The organism is Pseudoruminococcus sp. (assembly GCF_047012705.1).
GTDB lineage: Bacteria > Bacillota > Clostridia > Oscillospirales > Acutalibacteraceae > Pseudoruminococcus.
Genome location: NZ_JBKXNW010000013.1, coordinates 64335 through 85289, shown reverse-complemented (window position 1 = coordinate 85289; position 20955 = coordinate 64335). Strand labels below are relative to the sequence as shown.

Annotated in this window: 22 protein-coding genes; 13 read left to right on the top strand and 9 right to left on the bottom strand. The window is 45.1% G+C overall.

The features are described 5' to 3' along the window. Positions 1-69: 69 nt before the first annotated feature. The gene (dhaS, locus tag ACLU24_RS12295; RefSeq protein ID WP_412612981.1) at positions 70-627 is read right to left on the bottom strand and encodes a dihydroxyacetone kinase transcriptional activator DhaS; all 558 of its coding nucleotides are present in this window, start codon (positions 625-627) and stop codon (positions 70-72) included. A 197-nt stretch (positions 628-824) separates the two neighbouring features. Here dhaS and mnmA point away from each other — a divergent pair, with 197 nt between their 5' ends. The 4 genes from mnmA to ACLU24_RS12275 all read left to right on the top strand — a co-directional run bounded on the left by mnmA (position 825) and on the right by ACLU24_RS12275 (position 4001). Next, the gene (mnmA, locus tag ACLU24_RS12290) at positions 825-1913 is read left to right on the top strand and encodes a tRNA 2-thiouridine(34) synthase MnmA (protein WP_412612980.1); all 1089 of its coding nucleotides are present in this window, start codon (positions 825-827) and stop codon (positions 1911-1913) included. 363 nt (positions 1914-2276) lie between these two features. Continuing rightward, entirely contained in the window at positions 2277-3203 is a 927-nt protein-coding gene (gene nadA, locus ACLU24_RS12285; RefSeq protein ID WP_412612979.1) for a quinolinate synthase NadA, read from the top strand. 235 nt (positions 3204-3438) lie between these two features. Continuing rightward, positions 3439-3627, top strand: coding sequence for a hypothetical protein (locus tag ACLU24_RS12280; RefSeq protein WP_412612978.1), 189 nt, complete (start codon positions 3439-3441; stop codon positions 3625-3627). Next, the gene (locus tag ACLU24_RS12275; RefSeq protein WP_412612977.1) at positions 3627-4001 is read left to right on the top strand and encodes a TnpV protein; all 375 of its coding nucleotides are present in this window, start codon (positions 3627-3629) and stop codon (positions 3999-4001) included. The genes ACLU24_RS12280 and ACLU24_RS12275 overlap by 1 nt, the downstream gene beginning before the upstream one ends. Positions 4002-4043: 42 nt before the next feature. Here the strand turns inward: ACLU24_RS12275 and ACLU24_RS12270 are convergent, their stop codons facing one another. The 5 genes from ACLU24_RS12270 to ACLU24_RS12250 form a co-directional block, all read right to left on the bottom strand. After that, complete coding sequence (locus ACLU24_RS12270) at positions 4044-4466, bottom strand: DUF5640 domain-containing protein (RefSeq protein WP_412612976.1); 423 nt, start codon at positions 4464-4466, stop codon at positions 4044-4046. Between the two features lie 79 nt (positions 4467-4545). Continuing rightward, positions 4546-7371 carry an InlB B-repeat-containing protein gene (locus ACLU24_RS12265; protein WP_412612975.1) on the bottom strand — a complete coding sequence of 942 codons (2826 nt, stop codon included), beginning with the start codon at positions 7369-7371 and terminating at the stop codon, positions 4546-4548. Positions 7372-7694: 323 nt separating this feature from the next. After that, positions 7695-8888, bottom strand: a complete 1194-nt coding sequence (locus tag ACLU24_RS12260; protein ID WP_412612974.1) for a hypothetical protein — start codon at positions 8886-8888, stop codon at positions 7695-7697. Positions 8889-8900: 12 nt separating this feature from the next. Then, the gene (locus ACLU24_RS12255; RefSeq protein WP_412612973.1) at positions 8901-9329 is read right to left on the bottom strand and encodes a hypothetical protein; all 429 of its coding nucleotides are present in this window, start codon (positions 9327-9329) and stop codon (positions 8901-8903) included. 68 nt (positions 9330-9397) lie between these two features. Beyond that, positions 9398-9685, bottom strand: coding sequence for a hypothetical protein (locus ACLU24_RS12250; RefSeq protein WP_412612972.1), 288 nt, complete (start codon positions 9683-9685; stop codon positions 9398-9400). A 185-nt stretch (positions 9686-9870) separates the two neighbouring features. Here ACLU24_RS12250 and ACLU24_RS12245 point away from each other — a divergent pair, with 185 nt between their 5' ends. After that, complete coding sequence (locus tag ACLU24_RS12245; RefSeq protein ID WP_412612971.1) at positions 9871-11307, top strand: hypothetical protein; 1437 nt, start codon at positions 9871-9873, stop codon at positions 11305-11307. A 99-nt stretch (positions 11308-11406) separates the two neighbouring features. Here ACLU24_RS12245 and ACLU24_RS12240 read toward each other — a convergent pair whose 3' ends face one another. Together ACLU24_RS12240 and ACLU24_RS12235 are read right to left on the bottom strand one after the other, a co-directional pair. Further along, positions 11407-12552, bottom strand: coding sequence for a sigma-70 family RNA polymerase sigma factor (locus tag ACLU24_RS12240; RefSeq protein ID WP_412612970.1), 1146 nt, complete (start codon positions 12550-12552; stop codon positions 11407-11409). Positions 12553-12586: 34 nt separating this feature from the next. Beyond that, complete coding sequence (locus ACLU24_RS12235) at positions 12587-13714, bottom strand: DUF6076 domain-containing protein (protein WP_412612969.1); 1128 nt, start codon at positions 13712-13714, stop codon at positions 12587-12589. A gap of 296 nt (positions 13715-14010) precedes the next feature. Here ACLU24_RS12235 and ACLU24_RS12230 point away from each other — a divergent pair, with 296 nt between their 5' ends. The 8 genes from ACLU24_RS12230 (at position 14011) to ACLU24_RS12195 (ending at position 20407) form a co-directional block, all read left to right on the top strand. Then, positions 14011-14238, top strand: coding sequence for a cysteine-rich VLP domain-containing protein (locus ACLU24_RS12230; RefSeq protein ID WP_412612968.1), 228 nt, complete (start codon positions 14011-14013; stop codon positions 14236-14238). Positions 14239-14314: 76 nt separating this feature from the next. After that, on the top strand, positions 14315-15238 hold the full coding sequence (locus ACLU24_RS12225) for a ParM/StbA family protein (RefSeq protein WP_412612967.1): 924 nt from the start codon (positions 14315-14317) through the stop codon (positions 15236-15238). Beyond that, the gene (locus tag ACLU24_RS12220; protein WP_412612966.1) at positions 15235-15567 is read left to right on the top strand and encodes a hypothetical protein; all 333 of its coding nucleotides are present in this window, start codon (positions 15235-15237) and stop codon (positions 15565-15567) included. The genes ACLU24_RS12225 and ACLU24_RS12220 overlap by 4 nt, the downstream gene beginning before the upstream one ends. A gap of 300 nt (positions 15568-15867) precedes the next feature. Beyond that, positions 15868-16221 (top strand): plasmid mobilization protein, encoded by a 354-nt coding sequence (locus ACLU24_RS12215; protein ID WP_412612965.1) that lies wholly within the window; start codon positions 15868-15870, stop codon positions 16219-16221. Then, positions 16182-17567 carry a relaxase/mobilization nuclease domain-containing protein gene (locus ACLU24_RS12210; protein WP_412612964.1) on the top strand — a complete coding sequence of 462 codons (1386 nt, stop codon included), beginning with the start codon at positions 16182-16184 and terminating at the stop codon, positions 17565-17567. Before ACLU24_RS12215 ends, ACLU24_RS12210 begins: the two co-directional genes overlap by 40 nt. Next, positions 17564-18415, top strand: a complete 852-nt coding sequence (locus tag ACLU24_RS12205) for a ParB/RepB/Spo0J family partition protein (protein ID WP_412612963.1) — start codon at positions 17564-17566, stop codon at positions 18413-18415. Before ACLU24_RS12210 ends, ACLU24_RS12205 begins: the two co-directional genes overlap by 4 nt. A 14-nt stretch (positions 18416-18429) precedes the next feature. Beyond that, positions 18430-18615 carry a hypothetical protein gene (locus tag ACLU24_RS12200; protein WP_412612962.1) on the top strand — a complete coding sequence of 62 codons (186 nt, stop codon included), beginning with the start codon at positions 18430-18432 and terminating at the stop codon, positions 18613-18615. A gap of 85 nt (positions 18616-18700) precedes the next feature. After that, positions 18701-20407, top strand: a complete 1707-nt coding sequence (locus ACLU24_RS12195) for a recombinase family protein (protein ID WP_412612961.1) — start codon at positions 18701-18703, stop codon at positions 20405-20407. Between the two features lie 107 nt (positions 20408-20514). Here the strand turns inward: ACLU24_RS12195 and ACLU24_RS12190 are convergent, their stop codons facing one another. After that, the gene (locus ACLU24_RS12190) at positions 20515-20892 is read right to left on the bottom strand and encodes a hypothetical protein (protein ID WP_412612960.1); all 378 of its coding nucleotides are present in this window, start codon (positions 20890-20892) and stop codon (positions 20515-20517) included. Between the last annotated feature and the right edge of the window lie 63 nt (positions 20893-20955).

Sequence of the window (20955 nt, the reverse complement as noted above, 5' to 3'; positions counted from 1 at the left end):
TGTTCAGCTTAATTTATAAATATGTGTCCAGAATTCTGGGTACATATCATAATTGCGGTAGCCATTCTTTTATTTCAGATATTTTGCAACGATTAAAATTCTGCAATCATCAATAATGTCTTTCAGATGGTTAGTGATAAACTCAGGACTATCTTTCATTCCGGTAGTTATCCAGTCGATAATAGTACCTGTTATTCCATAAGCAAAGAATTTAGCTACATAGACTCTGTCTAAGTCGTCTACTGAATTTTCATCAGTTAATGTACCAATGAGGTTATAAAGTAATTTTTGTGTAAGGTTAAGTAGATAAGTTCTGAATTCTCCGCCATAAGATGTGTGTAGGGCGTTTTTATAGAATTTAGAATTTTTTTTCAAAGTGTTGAGCATGGTTAAAAATTTTTCTGCCCAGTTATCAATCGAAAATCCGTCAATAAGCTCAACTATTACATCGTTATAAAATATAGTGTTTAAAAGCTCGTACTTATCGTGAAAGTGATAATAAAATGTCTGACGATTTATCTTAGCCTCGTTTGATATATCAGAAATTGTGATTTTATCAAAAGACTTTTTCTCCATAAGCTTTTTGAAGCTTTGGCTTATAATGTCTTTAGTATCAATAGATGTCATTACTGAACCTCCTTAGATTATTTTGCATTACAAATTTAATTATATCTTTTATTGGAAAATTTATCAATCCCATTTTTAAAAAACTATTATGGAATTAAATGCCTATTAGATTACTGGGTAATTATAAGTTGATTTTATCTATGGCTTGTAGTATAATAAATCTATCCTAAATCGTAAATTTATGAGAGGTGAAGCCTATGCCAAAGGGCAAGGTTCTTGTCGCTATGAGCGGCGGAGTAGATAGCTCGGTTGCCGCCGTTCTCTTAAAACAGGATTACGAGGCTGTCGGAGTAACGCTAAAGCTTTTTACAAACGAAGATATTGCGCTCGACCGTACAAAAACCTGTTGTTCGCTTGATGATGTGCAGGACGCAAGAAGTGCTGCATTTAAGCTTGGTATGGAGCATTATGTTTTCAATTTCGGCGACCGTTTTCGTGAATGTGTTATAAATCGCTTTAACAATGCGTATATTCACGGCGATACACCAAATCCTTGTATAGACTGTAATAGATTTATCAAGTTTGATGCACTTTTAAAGCGTGCCGAAATAATGGAATGTGATTATATCGCAACGGGACACTATGTCCGCAGAGCATATGATGAAAAAACAGGTCGTTATCTTCTCAAAAAGGGCAAAGACCATAAGAAAGACCAAAGCTATGTGCTTTATGCCTTAACACAAGAACAGCTTTCAAAGACGCTCTTTCCTATCGGTGAGTATACCAAAGAGGAAACTCGAGAGATAGCAAGAAAATATGGTTTAATCAATGCCAACAAGCCTGATAGTCAGGATATTTGTTTTGTACCTGATGGCGATTATGCTTCGTTCATAGAGAGAGATACGGGCAAACATTTCCCGACAGGAAATTTTGTAGATACTCAGGGAAATGTTCTTGGTAAACATAATGGTATAATTCGCTATACAATAGGTCAGCGAAAAGGCCTGAATATTTCGCTCGGTGCTCCGGCTTATGTTGTTTCTAAGGATATGGAACATAATACCGTTACACTCGGAAAAAATGAGGATTTATTCACAACAGGACTTATTGCGAATGACATCAACCTCATTTCAATAGAAAAGTTAATAGAACCTATGAGGGTTACTGCAAAGACAAGATATAGTCAGGTTGAAAAGCCAGCAACAATATATCCGCTCGAAAACGGAGATATAAAGGTTATCTTTGATGAGCCACAGAGGGCCGTTACAACGGGACAAGCGGTAGTATTCTATTCAGGTGATATTGTTGTAGGTGGCGGAACTATTTCTAAAACAAATGTAGAATAAAATCCATTTTGGTTTAATCTTATATTAATATGGGAAAATTAAAAGTTTTGCTCAAGCTTTTTCAAAAGCTTGCAGTTTCCAAAGGTAGTCACCTACGGCAGATCTTTTGGTCGCTCTCCGCAGAGAGCGAAACACTTTATCCTTCTTAAAGCGCAGAGGGTAGAAAAATATTCCAGTGGAATGTTTTTCGTAGGGAACCCTCGCAGGGGGTTCCCTGAAAGATAAATGTTAGTTAAGCCTTGCAATTGATAGTTTTTCAAAGTTAATTATAAACTAATATTTATCATTGAACTTATATTATATTTAAGGGCAAACTTAGTTCGTCCAATCAATAGCATTAATATTTATGAGAGGAAGTTAATTATGATTAGAGATGTGCAGGATAAGATTTTGAAGCTTAAAAAGGAAAAAGATGTATTTATTCTTGCTCATAGCTATGTTGCGAGAGAGATTACAGAAATTGCTGATTTTGTCGGCGACTCATTTACGCTTAGCCTTGAGGCACAAAAAACAAACGCAAGGAATATTCTTCTTTGCGGCGTTCACTTTATGGCTGAAACAGCGAAAATGCTTTCCCCTGATAAGCGTGTATTTCTTGCAAATCCACTTGCAACCTGTCCCATGGCAGAGCAGATGGAGCCTGATATGATTTCACAGCTCAAGGAAATGGAGCCGGATAGAACTGTTGTAGCATATATCAACACCACAGCCGCACTCAAGGCGGTATGTGATGTATGCGTAACCTCATCAACCGCTGTAAAAATCGTTAAAAATATGGATAGCGATAAGATTTTGTTTATCCCTGATTGTAACCTTGGGGATTTTGTAAAGAAAAATGTTCCTGAAAAGGATATTAAGCTTTTGCAAGGTGGTTGCCCTGTTCACGCTTCTGTTACTCTCAAGGATTTAGAAGAGGCTAAGGCACTTCATCCTGACGCACTTGTTCTCGTTCACCCTGAATGTATTCCGGCAGTAGTAGAGCGTGCTGACTATGTGGGCTCTACCTCAGGTATCGCAAACTTCGCTAAGAAATCTGACCACAAAGAATTTATTATCGGTACAGAAATGAGTATTGCAGAGGCCCTCCAGTATGAATGTCCTGATAAGGATTTCTATATTCTTTCAAAGAAAATTCTTTGCCCGAATATGAAACTTACTACTCTTAATGATGTTCTCCGCTCAATTGAGAACATCGATAATGGCAAAGCTTTTGAGATTAAGATGACAGATGAAGAGATTGCACAGTCAAGAAAATGCATAGATGAAATGATTCGTCTTGGCAATGCATAATCCAAATAAGATTTAAAATACCAATAAAAAAGGAAATCCCATATTTGCTGGCGTGTGATAAGGATGTTTTTCAAAAACAAATCTAATTCGTGCGCAGCAAAGGGAAACAGACACCGTGAATTGCAGAAATGCTTTTCACGGTGTCTGTTTTTATATATTGAAATCCGCACATTCGTTTTTCTTTTATGCTTCTTCTAAAATGAAGGAGAAATCAAATACAGGAGGTCGAAAGACGATGAAAGAAAAGCGGAGATATTTTTACTTGGACGATTTTGAACACAGGCTGCTGGTCGGTTGCCTTATGGCAGCTCGGAATGAGTACATCCACGAGGGTAAACCAATCGAAGATGTCAACGGACTGATCTTGAAAATCATTGATGCTCCGTCAAAGAAATTGCGTGTTATCGCAAAGGAGGACGCATAATGGAAAAGTACATCACGGATGAACGCACCGGACTTAAATACGAGCTGGTCGGCGATTACTACCTCATTGCCGGTGATGACGATCCGAAGGAACGCCCCATCGGAATATGGGGACAACGGCACCTGCGGTATCTGAAACAGCACCGCAGAGCCGTATATGCCGAACTGCTGACGAGCGGGAAGCTGAATGATTACCTTGCCGATCTCAATGAGCAGGCGGAGGATATGTTCTTTCGGCTGGTAAAAGAGCTTGCCGAAAAAGAAAGCATCACAGAAACGCTCAAAGCAGATAATCAGATGCTTTGGGTGCAGAGGATGAACAGCGTCCGGCAAACGGCAACGGAAATCGTTAATCACGATCTGATCTACACATAAGGAAAGCGGAAGGGTTTCGTTCTGAAATCCTTCCGCTGCTTTTTAATTCACTTTTTTCATCGCAAAGGTTCTGCCGTCCTCACTGACAAGCGTCAGCGTATCTTCGGTGACGGTATAAGTATAAGTGCTGTCGGTGGCTGATTCATTTTCGAAGTCAACAGAGAGCTTTTCGCCATCTGTTTTATAGGTAAAGGCGTATATACCGTTAGGAAGCTCTAAAGCACCTTTTCCGCCCTTATCAAAACGATAAACGGTTACCGAATCATAATCCCATGTTCCGACAATGGATCTGTCAGCAGAACAGCTTTTGCAGATCAGGACGATTCCGACGATCAGAACTGCAAGCACAAGCAGCGTGATGATTCCGGTACGGATTCTCCTTCTTCGTTGTCTCTTTCTTTTTGCGGTAAGTCGTCTGTTGTATTCCGGTCTTGACGTAGCAAGGTGCTTCGGTGATTCTGACATAAGCGCGGCATCTCCTTAAACGAAAAGGGCGGTGACAGTTTTGAGCCGCCCCGCCCTTCGGTGTTTTTACAATTGCTGATTATTCAGCTCTTTTTCTTTTTTTACCGTATACCGTGGTTCCTACAAGAGCGCCGCCACTGACAAGCAGGAGGGCAATCCACAGGAACATATTACTGGTATCTCCGGTCTGCGGAGAAGTGGGATCAGCCGGTGCTGCAGAGTTCTTCGTCCACTTTGCATAAACCGTGGTATTTGCGGTAATTGCGGTGTTGAAGTCAAACTTCGTGGAGAATGTTGCATCAGCGTACCAGCCGCCAAACGTCCATCCTTCTGCAGTAGGATCAGCGGGCTTGATTGCCTTACTGCCGCTTTCAACAGTCTGCGCCGTAATCTGAGTGCCGTGGCCGTTCATGTTGAAGGTGACGGTATAACTTACGGGTACGGGCGGTACCGTTGCTTTTATGGTAAAGTTCGTCGATGCACTTCCGTCGTTGGAAACAATTTCAATAGTATGAGTACCAACACTCAGCGTTTCCAGATAAGCAGGTGCAAGAGTGATCTTCGTGGAACCTTCCTCTGCGGCATAATTGGTCGCTGCAATAGTACTTCCGTCTATCTTAACACTGCTGAACTTGGCAAACGGAGCATCGGAGGTAATAAGCAGACCTGCTGTTCCTCCATCCGTCCATTCGCCATTGGCTCCGGCAACAATGGTATATGCATGTGGCTGCGGATCGGTATTCTCTGTCCACTTGGCATAAATCGTTGTGTTTGCATTGATGGCAGTATCAAAGTTAAATGTCACGCTGAATGTTGCATCTGCGTACCAACCGCCGAATGTCCAGCCTTCTGCGGTAGGATCAGAAGGCTTCGTTGCCTTATTGCCTTTTTCAACGGTCTGCGGATCAATCTGCGTACCGTGATTGCCCATATTGAAGGTGACAGTGTACTTTGCAGGGGTGAGAGGCGCGAGATAGCCGTTGCCGCCTTCTGCTTTCCAAACATTGATGTCGGAAATCTCGATAAGTCCGGTCGCATCCTCAAAGAGGTCGCCGCATTCGCATTCGTAATAATCCTTGAAGCCGGCTGCTTTTTCGGTCGGTGCCTGACCTTTTGCGAGAACGGGAGCATGAGTGTGATTTACCTTAACCGTTACCTTGCAGGAAACGGTATTGTAATTCTTCGTATCCGCAGGTGTAAAGGTTACATCATATAAGGTAACCTCGCTGTCATCAATACCGGGTGCCGTATCGGGATTTGTCCACTCAAACAGACCGCCGACCTCTGAGCTGTCAGTGCTTGAAACCTGAACATAACCGCCAAAAAGCGTACTGTCCGAAAGCTTCTTGCCATACTCGATATCGTTCGGAGCAGGGGTGGTCTTGATATACGGTGTTGCCTTGTCGATGGCGAAATAAACCTGTGCGTCTTTTCCGTCCACAGTGATTTGTGCCATATAGCTGCCTGCATCTTTAAGCGTTCCGAGAAGCGGCATATATGTAGACTGACCACTTTGTTTTATTTGATAATAGATGGTCGGAAGCTCTAATCCTGCGGTTTCCCACGCAGCCGCCTCACCGTCTGCAAAGGTGAATGCTTTGGCATTTCCGTTATAGACAAGGCTTGTCGGAGCCGTGAGTGTAAGTGTGAGGGGGTTGGTATCGTAGCCCTTATCACAGCCGTCCACACAGGTCGCGGTGATCTTGCCGTTGTTTGCGGTGTAGGTGAAGGCGTGGGTGTGAATGGCAGTATATGTTCCGTTTATCCACCAGTCCCAGTACTCCAGACCGTTTTCGACGGTCCAGAGTAATGATTCAAGACTCGTGTCGTAACCACCATTATAGGCTGCGATGTTATCGTTTTCAGTGTTTATGATCCATGTATGATAACATCCATCCTCGATACAATCGACCAATATAAATTCGCCCTCGGTTTTAATATTCTCACCCCAGAAGCGAATAAAGGCATCTTTAGCGGCGACTTCGGTGTCATAATTGCCCTCAGGTACTGTAATAGTCGCAACCCCCGTTTTGGGTAAATGGGCAAAAGAGAAGGGACCCACCCAATGAGCATAGATCGCTGTATCTGCGGTATAGACCTTTTCAGCCGTGATTTCGGTGCCGCCTTCTTTCATTGTATACCAGCCGTCAAAGCTGTAGCCGCTGCGTGTAGGCGTAGGCAGAGTGGCGAGCTTGCCGTCCGTACCCGTTTCGGCACTGGTCGGCGTGACGCTGCCGCCGTTGGCGTCAAAGGTGACGGTGTGGGTGTGGGCAGGTGCTTCAGCTCCGACCGCAAAGTCGTCGATCTTCAGAATATAACAATCATAGCTAAGATGTCGGAAAGCGATATATACGGTCTTTCCGGCGTAGTCTTCGGCGGAAAGTTCAACGGTCTTTTGCGTCCATGTTTCTATTGTTTCTGTTTCGCTATCGGGACCTCCTGCTGCTTCGTGTGTTGCACAGATCACCGTCATATCGCTTAGATCGGTAGTTTCGCCGACATAAACCGTATAAGAATCTTTGTAGCTCGGATCCTGCGACTTCTCATACCAACTTACAATAGCACCGCCTGCGGGAACCGTGATCGCCGGAGAGAACAGCCAGTTGTTCGCGTTACGTCCCCCGACATTATTTTCGTATGACCTTGATATAGCGCAATGACCTTTATCAATGCCAAACTTTTCGTCCCAAAGGGCGTCCGTATCGGTTTTCCAGTCATATCCGTCGCCGTCGGCGTCGATGGTCGTCCAGCCGGCAGCGATAAAGTCGCTTTCAAAATCGAAAGAGTACGGCAAGGTTTTTCCGGTGCCGCCGACCTCCTCAGTTCCTGTCGCAAATACCGTCATCGGCATCAGCGACAGGCACATCACGATGCAGAGAAGCAGGCTAAGGATTCTCTTTTTCATAGTGGTTTTCTCCTTAATGTGTATTTGAAATTGATTGATTTAATAACTTCGGTGGATTAAGGCCGGGCGATGCCCAGCCATATTCATATTTGATGATCCTCATAAAGCTGACATCGACCTTCTTTCTGATACAGAATAATTCCCATTATGTTGTATGGCGTATACGCATAATACGACCAGTGTATAAAATTACATAAGTATCGTAGCATAAAACACGAAAAAACCAAGATGTATATCCTCTGTATATGAATATACGTCGGTTTCAAGCGGATCTCTGCCGGTTTGCTCCGCAAGAGATGCAGCGCTTGTTACAATGACTTAGACTATTTCGTCTCGACAATTCTCGGTGTGCTGTCTTTTTCACCGAAAGTATAGATGTTGCCGTCAGCACCAATCGCATATGCCATAGTACTTCCCGCATCAAGAACAGCTACATCGGTATACTTAGTACCATTTGTTATCTGTACCGGTGATGTCGTAGGCGCACAAATCTTAAATGCGTCAGAACCCCAGCCCCATATATTTCCATCTGTATCAATATAGAGTGTTCCGTACATTGCCGGAACGATCATAGATACCTTGTCGGCAACCTTAGTAAACACTTTAAATGAACCCGATTCTTCAAAAGGATCAAGTCTTGAATCCTTACCGCCGGAGATATAAAGCGTATTATTTGCATCAATAACATAAGTAGTATTGCCGCCAAAATAATATGTGCCATTAGGGGCAGTATCGTTTGAAATTGCTTTCAAAGTGAATGGTGTGACAGGAGCATCATCGTCAAGTGTCGGATCTATTTGATTTGCACTGTAGCCCATAATCGTGCAAGGAACACCCCAAGCATAGCGCGTGCCGTTAGAATCAACAGCAACGGAAGCATAGTTTTTTCCTGTTGCAATGTATTCAAACTTTGCGTCTATTTCAACAAGAGTCGGAATCAGAATATTGTCGCTATCGTCCATATTTTCTCTGAGTTTTGCAGGGCAATTACCGTACCCCCACTGGTAAAGAGTACCATCATTCTTTATGGCAAAAGCATTATAGCCATAAGCAGCGACCATTTTAACGCCATCTAAAACTTTCTCAGGTATGTTCCGGTCTGTTGTTGTACCATCACCAAGCTGTCCGGATTTATTCGCGCCCCATGTCCAGAGTCCGCCATTCTCATCAAGGGCACACATGAGCCCGTTGCCTTCAGAGATATATGTGAATTTTGCAGAGTCACAGAAAAGCTTTAAATCATCCACAAGACTGTAACTCCAGATACGACCTTCGGTATCAAGGGCAATTCCTTTCTCAATCTGGGTAAATTTTACTCCGCTGTCATCAGCAGCGACATCATTCGTTTCTGAGCTTTCTTTTTCCGTATCATTTGAATCAGCAGTGACATCATTCGTTTCTGAGCTTTCTTTTTCCGTATCATTTGAAGCAGCGGTGCCCTCTTTGGTTTTATCTGCGCATGCAGAAAGAGCAAAAACCATAATCAGAGCTAAAAAAAGGCTGATAAATCTTTTCATGACGTTACCTCCTTACTTGGAATAGCCCGCGCTGTCAAGAAGCTGCTTCATATAAGCAGCGTATTTCTGTAGCACTTCTTCCGCTGGGCCCTTGCGCTCTTCTTCCATGGACATCGTAGTTTTGATCTTCCACGCACCGAAAAATACGTTATGCGAATGAATGGAACGGAAAATTTCCATCTCCGCACCTTTCGGTGTGTCACACACGGAAAGGATGACTTTGTTGTCTTTATTGAAGAGTCCGCCGGCCTTTCTCGCATAGGCGATCACCATGAACCGCTCTGTGGCCGGCAGTAGGATATACTGCTCAACAGACGCCGCCGTTGGCCGTCCAATGGCGAAATAGTTGTATTGCTCCTTATCCCAATGTTCCTGCATGAACTGCTCCAGTTCCTCCAGTGTAAACGCACGGTTCGTCTTGATTACTTGTCTTCCGATCATGGTATTGCTCCTTTCGTCATTTTTGATATATTATCCATCCGTATTTTTTCGCATAAAGCATTTCAATTTTATTTTCTGACTTCAATATTGATTGTGCCGTCCATTTTTTCCTTTAGTTCGGCAACAAAAGGATCTATTTCTTTCGGTTCGAGGATCTGTCCCTCCACCATCCTGCCTGAACAAAGTACAGTGAAATAGGCCTTCTTTCGTCTGTCCTGCATGATATTGAAGTCGTTTAACTCCAAATACGGAAAAATGAAGGAGTTTTCTTTTCCTGTAAACACAAGAGCACTTTCCTGAATTTGGAGCTCATAGCGCTCAGTTGAAAAATTATCATGCCTGATGAGAATCTGCATTTTCATACCTCCGTATTTGCTGACAGTTCTAAAACAGATCTATTATTATTTTACCTGTCAAGGCATAGAAAACAATACGGTTTGCGGAATTGACCGTGCCATATTTCTGGCACAAATTATGCCAATTATCTTGAATCCGTGCTTGTTTCATGCTATAATAAGAAAAAAAACACGGAGATGTTGGTATGTTTGCAGAGAGATTTGACGCACTGATGAATATTGCGGAGGTTTCCAACAGTCTGCTGGGCAGGGATATCAATATGAACTCTTCCCATATCGGACGGTTACGTTCCGGGGCAAGACCCTTGCCTAAAAAACACGAATATTTATCGGATATATGCCGTTACCTGACGAAACACATCAAAAAGGAGTATCAACTCAACGCCCTGCAGAAGCTGACCGGCATCAGCAGCACCGCACTTACGTCTACGGAAAGCACGGCGCTGTATCTGGAGCAGTGGCTTTTAGAGCAGGAGGCAGATATCTCTGTGGCAACCGGCAGATTGATTTCCGGTTTTTCCCGTCTTGCGTCAAGACCGGTCACGATTTTCGGGGATCCTGCAGCAATGGAGCTGCCGCAGAAATATGCTGCATACCTATATGGTAACGCAGGAAAGCGAAAAGCTGTGGAGCAGTTCTTTATGGCGATCCTGCAGCAAGAAAAGCCGCAGACCCTGCTGCTTTTTTCCGACGAAAACATGGCTTGGCTCTACGAAGATGCTGTATTTGCTGCGCGCTGGGCGGAGCTTTTTGCTATGGTCATTCAGAAGGGAAACCGAGTGAAAATCATTCACACGGTTTCCCGTGATATGAATGAGATGCTGGAAGCTGTCACCAAGTGGATCCCCGTCTATATGACGGGAATGATAGAACCGTACTGCTATCCGCGTCTTAGAGATGGTGTGTTTCAGCGTACGCTGTTCATTGCACCGAACACGGCGGCTGTCGTATCCTCCTCTGTGCAGCAGGATACCGATGGTATGTTGAATTTGTTTATCACGGATAGGCCGGCTTTAGATGCGCTGAGTGCAGAGTATGAGCATTACTTTAACCTCTGCCGCCCGTTGATGCGGATTTTTGCCGAGCGGGATGCAGATGCATTTCATAAAGCCGCAGGCAGTCTTGCTGCAGCCGATGGGGATGCTTATCTTTGTTGTACGATGCCGCCGCTTTTCTCGATGCCGGATAAGCTTGTGCGGGAACTGTCGGCAAAGGCCGGAAATGATGTGCTGACCGCACAGTGGAAGCAAAGCCTCAGCCGGTTCCGAAAACACATTAAAAAACAGCACCTCACTTTAGTGCTGCCGGATCCGGAGTGTACGATTCTCGCGCCGGATGTGCTCTATCCTTTTTCAGGTGAGTTGTTTTCCTCCAATCGTTTTTCTTACACAAAAGAGCAGTATCTTCTGCATATTGATCGGCTGAAGCAAATGGAAAATCAATACGAAAACCTAACAATTCATTTTGTCAATGAACTTGCAGGCAATACACTTCTCTATATAAAAGAGGATACCGGTGTTATTATGGCAAAAACAAACTCCCCTGAAACTGCTTTTGTGATAAGTGAGAGGAATATGATCAATGCTTTTTGGGACTATATGGAAAAACATGTGCTGATTTAGATGATTTTTTGCCAACCGACTAAAGCCGATTTACACCCCCCCGCTCGGAATCAAGATTTATATCTTGGCTCCGGACGGGGCTTTTTTGCGTTTTATAGGTTAAATTTCCGTAATCGGTATAACCGCCGTCTGCGGGAACTGCTCCTTTGCGGCTTGACGGACGATCCACTCGCCTGCGGCGGCGAAGAAGAACTCGCCTTTCGTATCGGCGTACACGTAGCTCGTGACCTCGTAATCGTCATCGTCGGGCGTATAGTGAATTTCGCCCCAGTCGTTATTGTGGTCGGCACAGTATTCGTAGACGATTTCGGTTTTTGTCTTTTTCGTGCGGCGCAGCTCTACAATGTGGATATACTCGTCAACGGCAAGATCAATGAGGATTTTATCGTATGCTTTGTGGACGATACGGTATGCGGTATCCGGCGAGGAAAGTGTGTGCTGCAGGGCAAGGTCGGCGTATGCCTTTTTCTGCCGGAACAGCTTTACGGGAGAGCCGTTTTCATCTTCTCCCATCTCAAAAATACCGTGACATTCTCTGCAAAAGCCGAGATGATCGGCGATCATTGACCGCTCCCGGATATCCAGCTTCTCATATCGGTCGAATACGGCGTTTGCCCGCCATTCGTCAAAGAACATCTTTGCCGGATCGGTGGTATCGTTCCGTGTAACATCTTCTGCGGAAGTTTCGCCGTCCTCGTCGGCGTATTTGCGGTAAAACTCGGCGTAAGACATATTCCGTATCCCTGCGGAGATGATCTCTTTTGTGTCCTTGATTTTTTTGCCGATTTCGGCGGCTATTTGTGCTATCGTTTCGTCGTCGGATTTGCCGTATTTGTTGTAGAGCGCCATTACTTTGCGGAGTAGCTTGTATTCGTCACTGCTCTGTACGGTATAGCCCGTCCGCATCGTGCGGATGTAGTCGTCGATCTCGTTTTTGATGTAATATTCCTTGTAAACGAGAAACGGAACTCCGAGAGAAATATCATAGTTAGCAAGGGCTTTCAGAATCCCGAATACGGCGGCTTGTTTTAAGTCGATGAAATGCCCACGCATTGCATACTCCTGCACGGTGCTCATTATTTCAGTGTTTAGTATCGGCTCATAGTAATGCAGAAACCACGAAAGATACTTTTCGTCCTTTTCTGAAAAGTACAAATCAATGTAGTCTTGAAAATCGTCCTTCTTCGGCGGTGCCGGTGTCAGACGGTAACGGTATAGGTCTTGTTTCCAGTCGTCGTTCTTCATCGGCACTCACCTCCATTCCGACAGAACGGTATTGTTATTTCAGCCCTGCATCCTGGTATAACTTTTCACGGGACATATCTTTTTTGTATTGTTTTTTGGCGTAATCATCGTTCATAAGCGCTGTTTTCTTATGTTCAAGCGCCAGCGCCTTTGCCGCCTCGCCGATCTCGGCGGGAATTGTCCCACGCCGCATCTCAGTACGGATGGCGGAACAGCGATTGGTATAGACAGCGGAGATCGGATCGTTCTCTGCTTTTTCTTTGCGCTTCATTGAGGCGGCATATCTGCGGCAGGTCACATTCTGTCCCCGTATCTGCTCGGGAGCGATACCCATACAATACTGCTGACGGCGGGCAGACTGCATCAAAAAATATCTTTTACAAATCCCGCACCGACGGGGATAGTGTCCGTAATGCAATCCTTCGAAGAAATCCGTCAGCACGAAAGCGATATATCGGTCAAAGGTCAGTCGGCGGGCAACGGTTTCGCCGCTGCTTGCCGTATTCTTTTTGCGGGAGATATATTCTGTTGTCAGCGGAAACGGTATCTGTCCGTATACTTCAAGAGCAATCGGGAGCAGATGTTTTTCGTCAAAGCGCTCTGCTTCGTCAATGCGCTTCACAAAGGCGGTCAGCTTATCGTGAGCGGAGATCAGGTCGACGCTGACGTTATTGAAAAATGCAAGAATTGAAACGGTGTTTTCAATTAAAACTGTCACATCCTTGTCCGTTCTTTCAGCATAGCGGTATGCCGTGCCAACGGATACCTCATTCTGCGGGAGCATACTGATCTTTGCCTTGTCGGAGAGATAGGAACAAATGCGTTCGCCGTTTTCCTCTGTGAAGAGATTAGTTACGCAGTCGGTTATTGCAGAGTTGTCAAGCGTATCAAAAGGATGCAGTTTCGGCAGAGGTTTCATCGCTTCCAGTACGTTTCTGCCGGTACTGACAAATTCGGATATATTCAGGTATCCATTCTCTAATTGCCGGACGATATTGAAATTGACGTTATCGCTGAATACGGCGATCCGTGCGGCGGTATCGTTCAGATAATATTGATTCAGCAGGTGTGTAGCGAACAGCCCGGCGGCATAGACCTTGCCGCTCACATAAACACGCCCGTCACGGTAATCTGCCTTGAAACTGAAAAGTTTTTCCACCATATCCGATCCTCCATCTTTATTCTATCACGGGAAGTGTCCCATAAAAGTCACAGTAAGCCCATCCCAAATGTGGAAATTTGTCTTTTCTGCTATGATACACTCTATTATATCATAAAAACGCCTTGTTTTCAATGGGTTAGAACTGTTACGCATATTCATTTCGTACTGTTACGCTATTTTCTTGCAAAAATGGATTTGTCACTATTCTATACGTAGAAGGCAGCGATGCACAGCCGTTCCGACATCGGAGCGGCTTTTTTGCTGCCCGGATTTCAGAACGAATGGAGGTGATGCGTATGATTCTGAAACTAAACTCAAAACAGTCGGCAAAGGTCAGAAAGCTTGCCCGCAGAGAATGCTGCAACTGCGTGGTCGGCAACTGTCTTCTGCTCGATGACGGCGAGGAGTGTAAATGTGTGCAGTTCATTTCCCGATACGGGATTTACTGCAACTATTTCCGCAAAGCGGTACTGCCCGCCGAAAAGGAACTCTATGAAGAAATCTTGCAGCAGAACAATTTATGATAACTGCTCCCACTTTTGCAGTTGCAAAAACAAATCGACACCCCGGAAAGACGGGGAGAAAGTTGAGGAAAAGATTATGAAAGGATTCAAAGAAAAACTGATCGTTGGAATCGATCACGGTTACGGCAATATTAAGACCGCAAACCACTGCTTCAAGACCGGCATTATGGGATACGATACCGAGCCGCTGTTTACGAAAGATATGCTCGAATACGGCGGACGCTATTATCTCATCGGCGAAGGACACAAGGAGTTTCTGCCGGATAAGATCAAGGATGAGGACTATTATCTCCTCACCTTTGCGGCGATCGCAGAGGAGCTGAAAGACAAGGGACTGACGGAGGCGGATGTTATCATCGCCGCCGGGCTGCCGCTCACTTGGACAAGCGGACAGAAAAAAGAGTTTGCCGCCTACCTGTCCAAAAACGAGGAGGTCAGCTTCAACTATCAGCATACGGCATATCATATCCGTATCTCCGGCGTAAAGATCTATCCGCAGGGCTATGCCGCCGTAGCTGAGTTCGTTACGACGATGAAGGGCCTTTCCGTTGTGGCAGATATCGGCAACGGTACGATGAACACGCTGTTCTTTACAAACGGCAGACCGATGAGCAGTAAGATGTACACCGAGAAATTTGGAACCTATCAGTGTACCCTTGCGATCCGTGAGGAATTTATGCAGAAGACCCGTCGAGAGATCAACGACGTGATTATCGACGAGGTATTGCAGAACGGCACGGCAGACATTCCTTCCGCCGATTTGAAAATCATCAAGGTCACCGCAGCAGAATATGTGAAAGACATTTTCCGCCGTCTGCGTGAACACGGTTACGATGAAGGTACAATGACTCTGTATATCACCGGAGGCGGCGGGTGCCTTGTCAAGAACTTTTACAAGTGCAATCCCGACCGGGTAAAATTCGTGGACGATATCTGTGCAGCAGCAAAAGGCTATGAGTATATGGCGGAACTGCAACTGAAAGCGGATGAGAGACAATGAGCAATCATTACCGACTGAATGTGCGCTTTGATCTGGACGATGAATCCGAACGCCGTGCCGCCGAATATCTTGCCGAACTGAATAATGAGAAAGGTAAATCCCGTAACCGCTTCATTGTTGAGGCGGTTATTTCATTTATGGAACACCAAAACAGCGACCGGGATTTTACACTTGATGATGTTCGGCAGGTGTTTCGGGAGGAACTGTCAGAGGTTTCGTTTGTCGCACCGGCTACGGTGGAATATATGACGGCAGACACGGAACTGACGGAGGAACAGCGGGCGGAGAACGACGAAAATGTCCTCTCCGATCTGTCTGCCTTTTTCTGAGCCAAAAGCCGCCAATTATGGCTCAAATGCGAAAGAATCACGAAATATCTGAGCCATCGTGGCTCAAACGAGAGATACGCCCCCGACCGGGAGAACGGAAGATATTACGGGACTATCGTCATTGTTATGTGACGGTACTCGCCACACAGAAACGCTTCTGTTTATCCCATACGGGGTGTGTCTCACACCGTATCAAGCAGGGAAAAAATATATATTTTTTCCGTTCAGAGCCGACTGCTTTCGGCTCCATCTTTAGGGGCAAAGCCCCTAACACCCCATAGCAAAGGAGGATTAAAAAATATGGGTAGTAAAAAATCAAAGAACGGTATCTTCTTTGAGGCGACCGAAGCACAGAAAAGGAAGATCAAAAAGAACGCCGCACTCTGCGGAATGCGGCAAGGCGAATATATTTTACGAAGGGCGCTCGGCTATGAACCAAAGGCGGTTCAGCCGGACGCCTTTTATCATTTCCATCGGGATTTATGTGTCTTTCTTAATAAGGAACTGACACCCGAACTCGAAGCGGCGGCACTTCGGCTGTTTGACAAAATTTATGCCGAACTGATTGATGACCGCAAGCAACCGTCGAATGAAATCATACGGGAGGTGACGCAATGGCAACCACCGGACTATGGCCCGTCAAGTGCCGATTAAAGGACGTGCTGGATTATGCCGACAATCCCGACAAAACAACGGCACAGAAATATTTAGATAAGGATTTATACGCTACGCTGAATTATGCCGGCAACGGTGAAAAGACCGATCAGCAGATTTATGTTGATGCTATCAACTGCCCGAAGCAGAGAGCGTATCAGGCGATGATGGCAGTAAAACGCCGTTTCGGAAAACTCGGCGGGAATGTGGCGTATCACGGGTATCAGAGCTTTCAGACGGGCGAGGTCACACCGAAAGAAGCGCTTGCCATCGGCAGAGAGACTGCCTACCGGATGTGGGGAGATAAGTATCAGGTACTTGTCACCGTCCATCTGAATACGGATAACCTGCACTGTCATTTTGTTGTAAACAGCGTCTCTTTCAAGGACGGGAGCAAGTTCGGAAATCATCAAAAGGATCATATAAAGCTCCGTGAGATTTCCGATCAGGTATGCCGGGAGTACGGCATTTCCGTTTTGGAAAATTCGAGCTTTTGGAAAGGACAGAGCCGTGGTGCTTACTGGTACAAAAAGCAAGGCGGCATGACGCACAGGGATATGCTCAAATACGATATTGAATATGTCTTGCCGACCTGCGGCTCAATAAAGGATTTCCGTTATCAGATGGAAGTGCTTGGCTATACCTTCGGGCGCACGGATGAGTATTACGCTCATACCACAATAACGGCTCCCGGCTGGAAACGCCCCCTCCGTTTGGATTCTCTCGGCTATTCAAGAGAGGTACTGGAGGATCGTATCCGTGCCAATTGGGATCAGGGCGTAGAGTTCTATGCAGTCCTCTCCCAGCGAATACAGAAATGGCGTACCACCGCATTGGAGGATGAGGTAAACCGCTTGGAGTTTACCGTCGAACACAGCTACGACACTGTGACCGTTTTGGTGGACACCTTGTTTCTGATCCTTATTACCGTTTTGCAGATGGCAGAAGACCTGATGTCACCTGACCTGCGGCACGAGGCAAGAAATATCGAGCAGTACGTCAGTGACTACCGCTTTCTGCAGCGGGAGGAAATCCACACGATTCCGCAGTTAGAACAAAGTATATCCACTGCCAAAGAACAAATATCCGCTTTGGAAACCGAGCGTTCCAAAGCAGACAACGCCCGCCGCCGAGCGCACACCCCCGAAGATGTACAATTCGCAAAGGATGAGCGCAAGGCGATCACCGAAAAAATACGCCCGCTTCGTGAAAAAATGAAGCGAGCCGAAAAGATTATGGAGAAATCCCCTCACCTATATGAGCTTTTGCAGGCGGAGCTTGATGTAGAGCGTCAAGCCGGTGCAAGAGCAAGAAATAAGAATAAAGAAAGGAATTATGAACGATGAATAACACTATGAAAACACCGGTAGCCATTCCGGTATCTAAATTACACCCCTTCGAGGGACACCCGTACAAGGTACTCGACAACGAGGAAATGAATACGCTGATTGAAAGCATTCAGACGCAGGGTATTCTTTCGCCGCTGATCGTAAGACCGATGGAAAACACCACAGATGAATATGAGGTCGTAAGCGGGCACCGCCGCTTGCACGCCGCTATGATGGCAGGGCTGGAAACAGTTCCTGCCTTTATTTATGCCCTCGACCGGGATGCCGCCGCCATTGCAGTGGTGGATAGCAATCTGCACCGAGAGCATATCCTGCCGTCTGAAAAGGCGTTTGCGTACAAGATGAAATTTGACGCTATGAGCCATCAAGGAAAAACTTCGGACCAACTTGGCCCGAAGTTGACTGTCGAGCAGATTTCTGAAAATGACAGTGCCACACAGGTAAAACGCTATATCCGCCTGACCTATCTGATCCCAGAACTGCTTACGATGATGGACGAGGGAAAGATCGCTCTATCTGTCGGCGTGGAGCTTTCATTCCTGTCGGAGCAGTTCCAATACGATGTTTTGGAAATATGTGAGATGAACGACTGTACGCCGTCTTATTCGCAGGCGTGGCATCTGCATCAGTATTACAAGGACGGAGCGCTGGATAAGTACCTGATTTTCAAGACGCTTTCCGAAGAAAAAGCAAACCAGCGGGAAACGATAAAGGTCCCGATGGATCGTCTGCGTGATATCGTCCCCGAAAGCTATACCGTGAAGCAGACCGAAGATTTCTTAATCAAGGCGGCTGAGTATTACCACCGGAATATCATCCGTCAGCGTAACCGAGATTCGAGATAAAGGAGGAAACGAATATGAACGAGAAAGAAAAATATTTGTTTGAAGAACGTGTGCCGGATACCGACGAAAAAAGAAAAAGCACCTTTTCTATGAAGATCGGCGGTACGGTTTATGATGTTACAACTCATCTGAAAACCGAAGGCAAGCGTACCGTGCTGAATCAGTTCAAAGCGTTATTGCTGGCAAATCAGTATCTGTAATCAGCACATTTGAAAAAACACACGGAGCGCAGTAAGGTATTATTACCCTTGCTGCGCTCTTGGTTGTCAGAAAGGAGATTATGAAATGGCAACAGCAACTAAATTACAAGAGCAAGAAGAACTTATTACGGCTTTATATTGCCGCCTTTCGGTGGATGATATAAAAGAGGATGCCGAAGAAAACGAGTCGAACTCCATAAAAAATCAGAAAACCATTTTGGAGGATTACTGTAAAAAAGCCGGTATAACGAACTATCAGTTTTTCGTAGATGACGGTATTTCGGGCACTACCTTCAACCGTCCGGACTTTAAGCGAATGGAAGAAATGGTGGAAGCCGGACTGATCGGCAGAATCGTAGTCAAAGACCTTTCCCGCTTCGGTCGTGAGCAGGTTGAAATGGGGCGTTTGACGCAGGTGGTATATCCCACGCTTGGTGTAACTTTCATTTCTCTGCAGGAAAACGTAAACAGCAAAACCGGTGCCGGTATGGAAATGATGCCGTTCTATAACATTTTCAATGAATGGTATGCAGCACAAACCAGTCAGAAAATCCGTCAGGTCTGGAAAACGAAATCCGAACACGGAGAACGTGTTTCACCAACAGTTCCGTATGGTTACAAGAAATCCGAAATGGACAAAAAGGAATGGGTGATCGACGAGCCTGCGGCGGCAATCGTGAAAAGAATTTTTGCCTTATGTCTAAACGGCAGAGGTCCTTCACAGATCGCACGGCAGTTGGAAGACGAAAAGATCCTTTCACCCGCCGGTTATTATGACAGTATCGGCAAAAAGCATTCTACAAAGAATGTTAAGAATCCTTACGGCTGGAAATCAACAACGGTTGTTAAGATACTGGAGAACCGTCAATATACCGGCTGTACGGTAAACTTCAAATCCACGACTGTCAGCTACAAAGTCCACAAGAAAATTTATAATCCTGCCGAAAGTCAACAAATCATTCCTAATACACAGGAGGCGATTATTTCAGAGGAGGTGTGGCTGAAAGTGCAGGAAATACGAGATCATCGCATCCGTCCGACCGCCACCGGAAAGACAAGCAAATTTGCAGGGCTTCTATATTGTGCAGACTGCGGTGCAAAGCTCCACTACTGCGCTGCGAAAAGTATGACCGTAGAGCAGGAATGTTACCGCTGTTCCAATTACAAAAGCGGGCGTGGGACTTGCAAAATCCATTATATACGAAACGTCGTCCTTGAAAAGATCGTCTTGGAAGCAATCAGCGATTTCGTGGATTTTGTCCGTTGTTATGAGCCGGTATTTCTGTATATGTTGGCAAAAAAGAACGATTCCGTGCGACAGGCAGAATATCAGCGGCTTCAGCAGTTTATCCGTAATGGTGAAAAGCGTATTGATGAAATTGACCGTCTGATTGAATCTCTGTATGAGGATCGGGTTCTCAGAAATGTGGAAGATTCCCGTTATCAGCGTATGATGCAGAAATACGAAAAGGAGCAGCGTGAGCTGGCGGCGGAAGTTGAGAACGCCAAAGTCGAATTGCAGTCCGCCGATCAGAAAACCGTTGATCTCCGCCTGCTTTTGAAAACTGTCCGGGAGATCACGGAAGTAAAGGAACTGACCTCCGGACTTGTTCATTCGCTCATTGAGAGAATTGAAGTCCACAACAACGATAAAAGCAACGGTCATTGCCACGTGAAGGTCGATATATATTTCTCCGTTGTCGGTATGATGGATATCCCCGATGAAAAGGAAATCCGGGCAATGATGGAAGAAGTTAAAAAGAATCCGCAGAAATACAGATATGTGGCGTAAAAAGAAGAAAGGTGTAACCCCGATTTTTCGGGATTACACCAATTCTTCAAAAAAGATCCTTACGACACGTCGCCATTTGCAGGATTTCCTTTTTATTTTTTATCAGATTAAACTCTTTTAAAGACTGTAACTGTCGTACCATTATTAAGTTCAAGTGTTGAGCCGTTATCCTTAACAGAATAGATAAGTTGGGCTGAACTATCATCTTTACTTGTAAGAGTTACCTGCTCATCAGTGTATGTATATGAATAATCATTTTTAATGCGTTCACCGCCTACTGTCATATAGGCTATACCATTATGTTGAAATACAAAGCAAATCTTAGCATCATTATCCAATATACCCTCGAACTTTTTGCCATCTATAATTGTTTGTACATTTTCCCATTTCCCGATAGGATTAAATTCAAAATCACTACAACCTGACATAAAAACCGAGCCACAAAGTACAAGTATCGAGATAATAACAGCATATAATTTTTTCATATATAAATCAGCCTTTCACGCATAATAAACTCTCAATATATTGTACAAAATTTTTTCTCGAAT

Excerpts from the sequence above, each read along its gene's own strand:
- dhaS (WP_412612981.1), bottom strand. The coding sequence starts at position 627 with ATGACATCTATTGATACTAAAGACATTATAAGCCAAAGCTTCAAAAAG.
- mnmA (WP_412612980.1), top strand. The coding sequence starts at position 825 with ATGCCAAAGGGCAAGGTTCTTGTCGCTATGAGCGGCGGAGTAGATAGC.
- nadA (WP_412612979.1), top strand. The coding sequence starts at position 2,277 with ATGATTAGAGATGTGCAGGATAAGATTTTGAAGCTTAAAAAGGAAAAA.
- ACLU24_RS12280 (WP_412612978.1), top strand. The coding sequence starts at position 3,439 with ATGAAAGAAAAGCGGAGATATTTTTACTTGGACGATTTTGAACACAGG.
- ACLU24_RS12275 (WP_412612977.1), top strand. The coding sequence starts at position 3,627 with ATGGAAAAGTACATCACGGATGAACGCACCGGACTTAAATACGAGCTG.
- ACLU24_RS12270 (WP_412612976.1), bottom strand. The coding sequence starts at position 4,466 with ATGTCAGAATCACCGAAGCACCTTGCTACGTCAAGACCGGAATACAAC.
- ACLU24_RS12265 (WP_412612975.1), bottom strand. The coding sequence starts at position 7,371 with ATGAAAAAGAGAATCCTTAGCCTGCTTCTCTGCATCGTGATGTGCCTG.
- ACLU24_RS12260 (WP_412612974.1), bottom strand. The coding sequence starts at position 8,888 with ATGAAAAGATTTATCAGCCTTTTTTTAGCTCTGATTATGGTTTTTGCT.
- ACLU24_RS12255 (WP_412612973.1), bottom strand. The coding sequence starts at position 9,329 with ATGATCGGAAGACAAGTAATCAAGACGAACCGTGCGTTTACACTGGAG.
- ACLU24_RS12250 (WP_412612972.1), bottom strand. The coding sequence starts at position 9,685 with ATGCAGATTCTCATCAGGCATGATAATTTTTCAACTGAGCGCTATGAG.
- ACLU24_RS12245 (WP_412612971.1), top strand. The coding sequence starts at position 9,871 with ATGTTTGCAGAGAGATTTGACGCACTGATGAATATTGCGGAGGTTTCC.
- ACLU24_RS12240 (WP_412612970.1), bottom strand. The coding sequence starts at position 12,552 with ATGAAGAACGACGACTGGAAACAAGACCTATACCGTTACCGTCTGACA.
- ACLU24_RS12235 (WP_412612969.1), bottom strand. The coding sequence starts at position 13,714 with ATGGTGGAAAAACTTTTCAGTTTCAAGGCAGATTACCGTGACGGGCGT.
- ACLU24_RS12230 (WP_412612968.1), top strand. The coding sequence starts at position 14,011 with ATGATTCTGAAACTAAACTCAAAACAGTCGGCAAAGGTCAGAAAGCTT.
- ACLU24_RS12225 (WP_412612967.1), top strand. The coding sequence starts at position 14,315 with ATGAAAGGATTCAAAGAAAAACTGATCGTTGGAATCGATCACGGTTAC.
- ACLU24_RS12220 (WP_412612966.1), top strand. The coding sequence starts at position 15,235 with ATGAGCAATCATTACCGACTGAATGTGCGCTTTGATCTGGACGATGAA.
- ACLU24_RS12215 (WP_412612965.1), top strand. The coding sequence starts at position 15,868 with ATGGGTAGTAAAAAATCAAAGAACGGTATCTTCTTTGAGGCGACCGAA.
- ACLU24_RS12210 (WP_412612964.1), top strand. The coding sequence starts at position 16,182 with ATGGCAACCACCGGACTATGGCCCGTCAAGTGCCGATTAAAGGACGTG.
- ACLU24_RS12205 (WP_412612963.1), top strand. The coding sequence starts at position 17,564 with ATGAATAACACTATGAAAACACCGGTAGCCATTCCGGTATCTAAATTA.
- ACLU24_RS12200 (WP_412612962.1), top strand. The coding sequence starts at position 18,430 with ATGAACGAGAAAGAAAAATATTTGTTTGAAGAACGTGTGCCGGATACC.
- ACLU24_RS12195 (WP_412612961.1), top strand. The coding sequence starts at position 18,701 with ATGGCAACAGCAACTAAATTACAAGAGCAAGAAGAACTTATTACGGCT.
- ACLU24_RS12190 (WP_412612960.1), bottom strand. The coding sequence starts at position 20,892 with ATGAAAAAATTATATGCTGTTATTATCTCGATACTTGTACTTTGTGGC.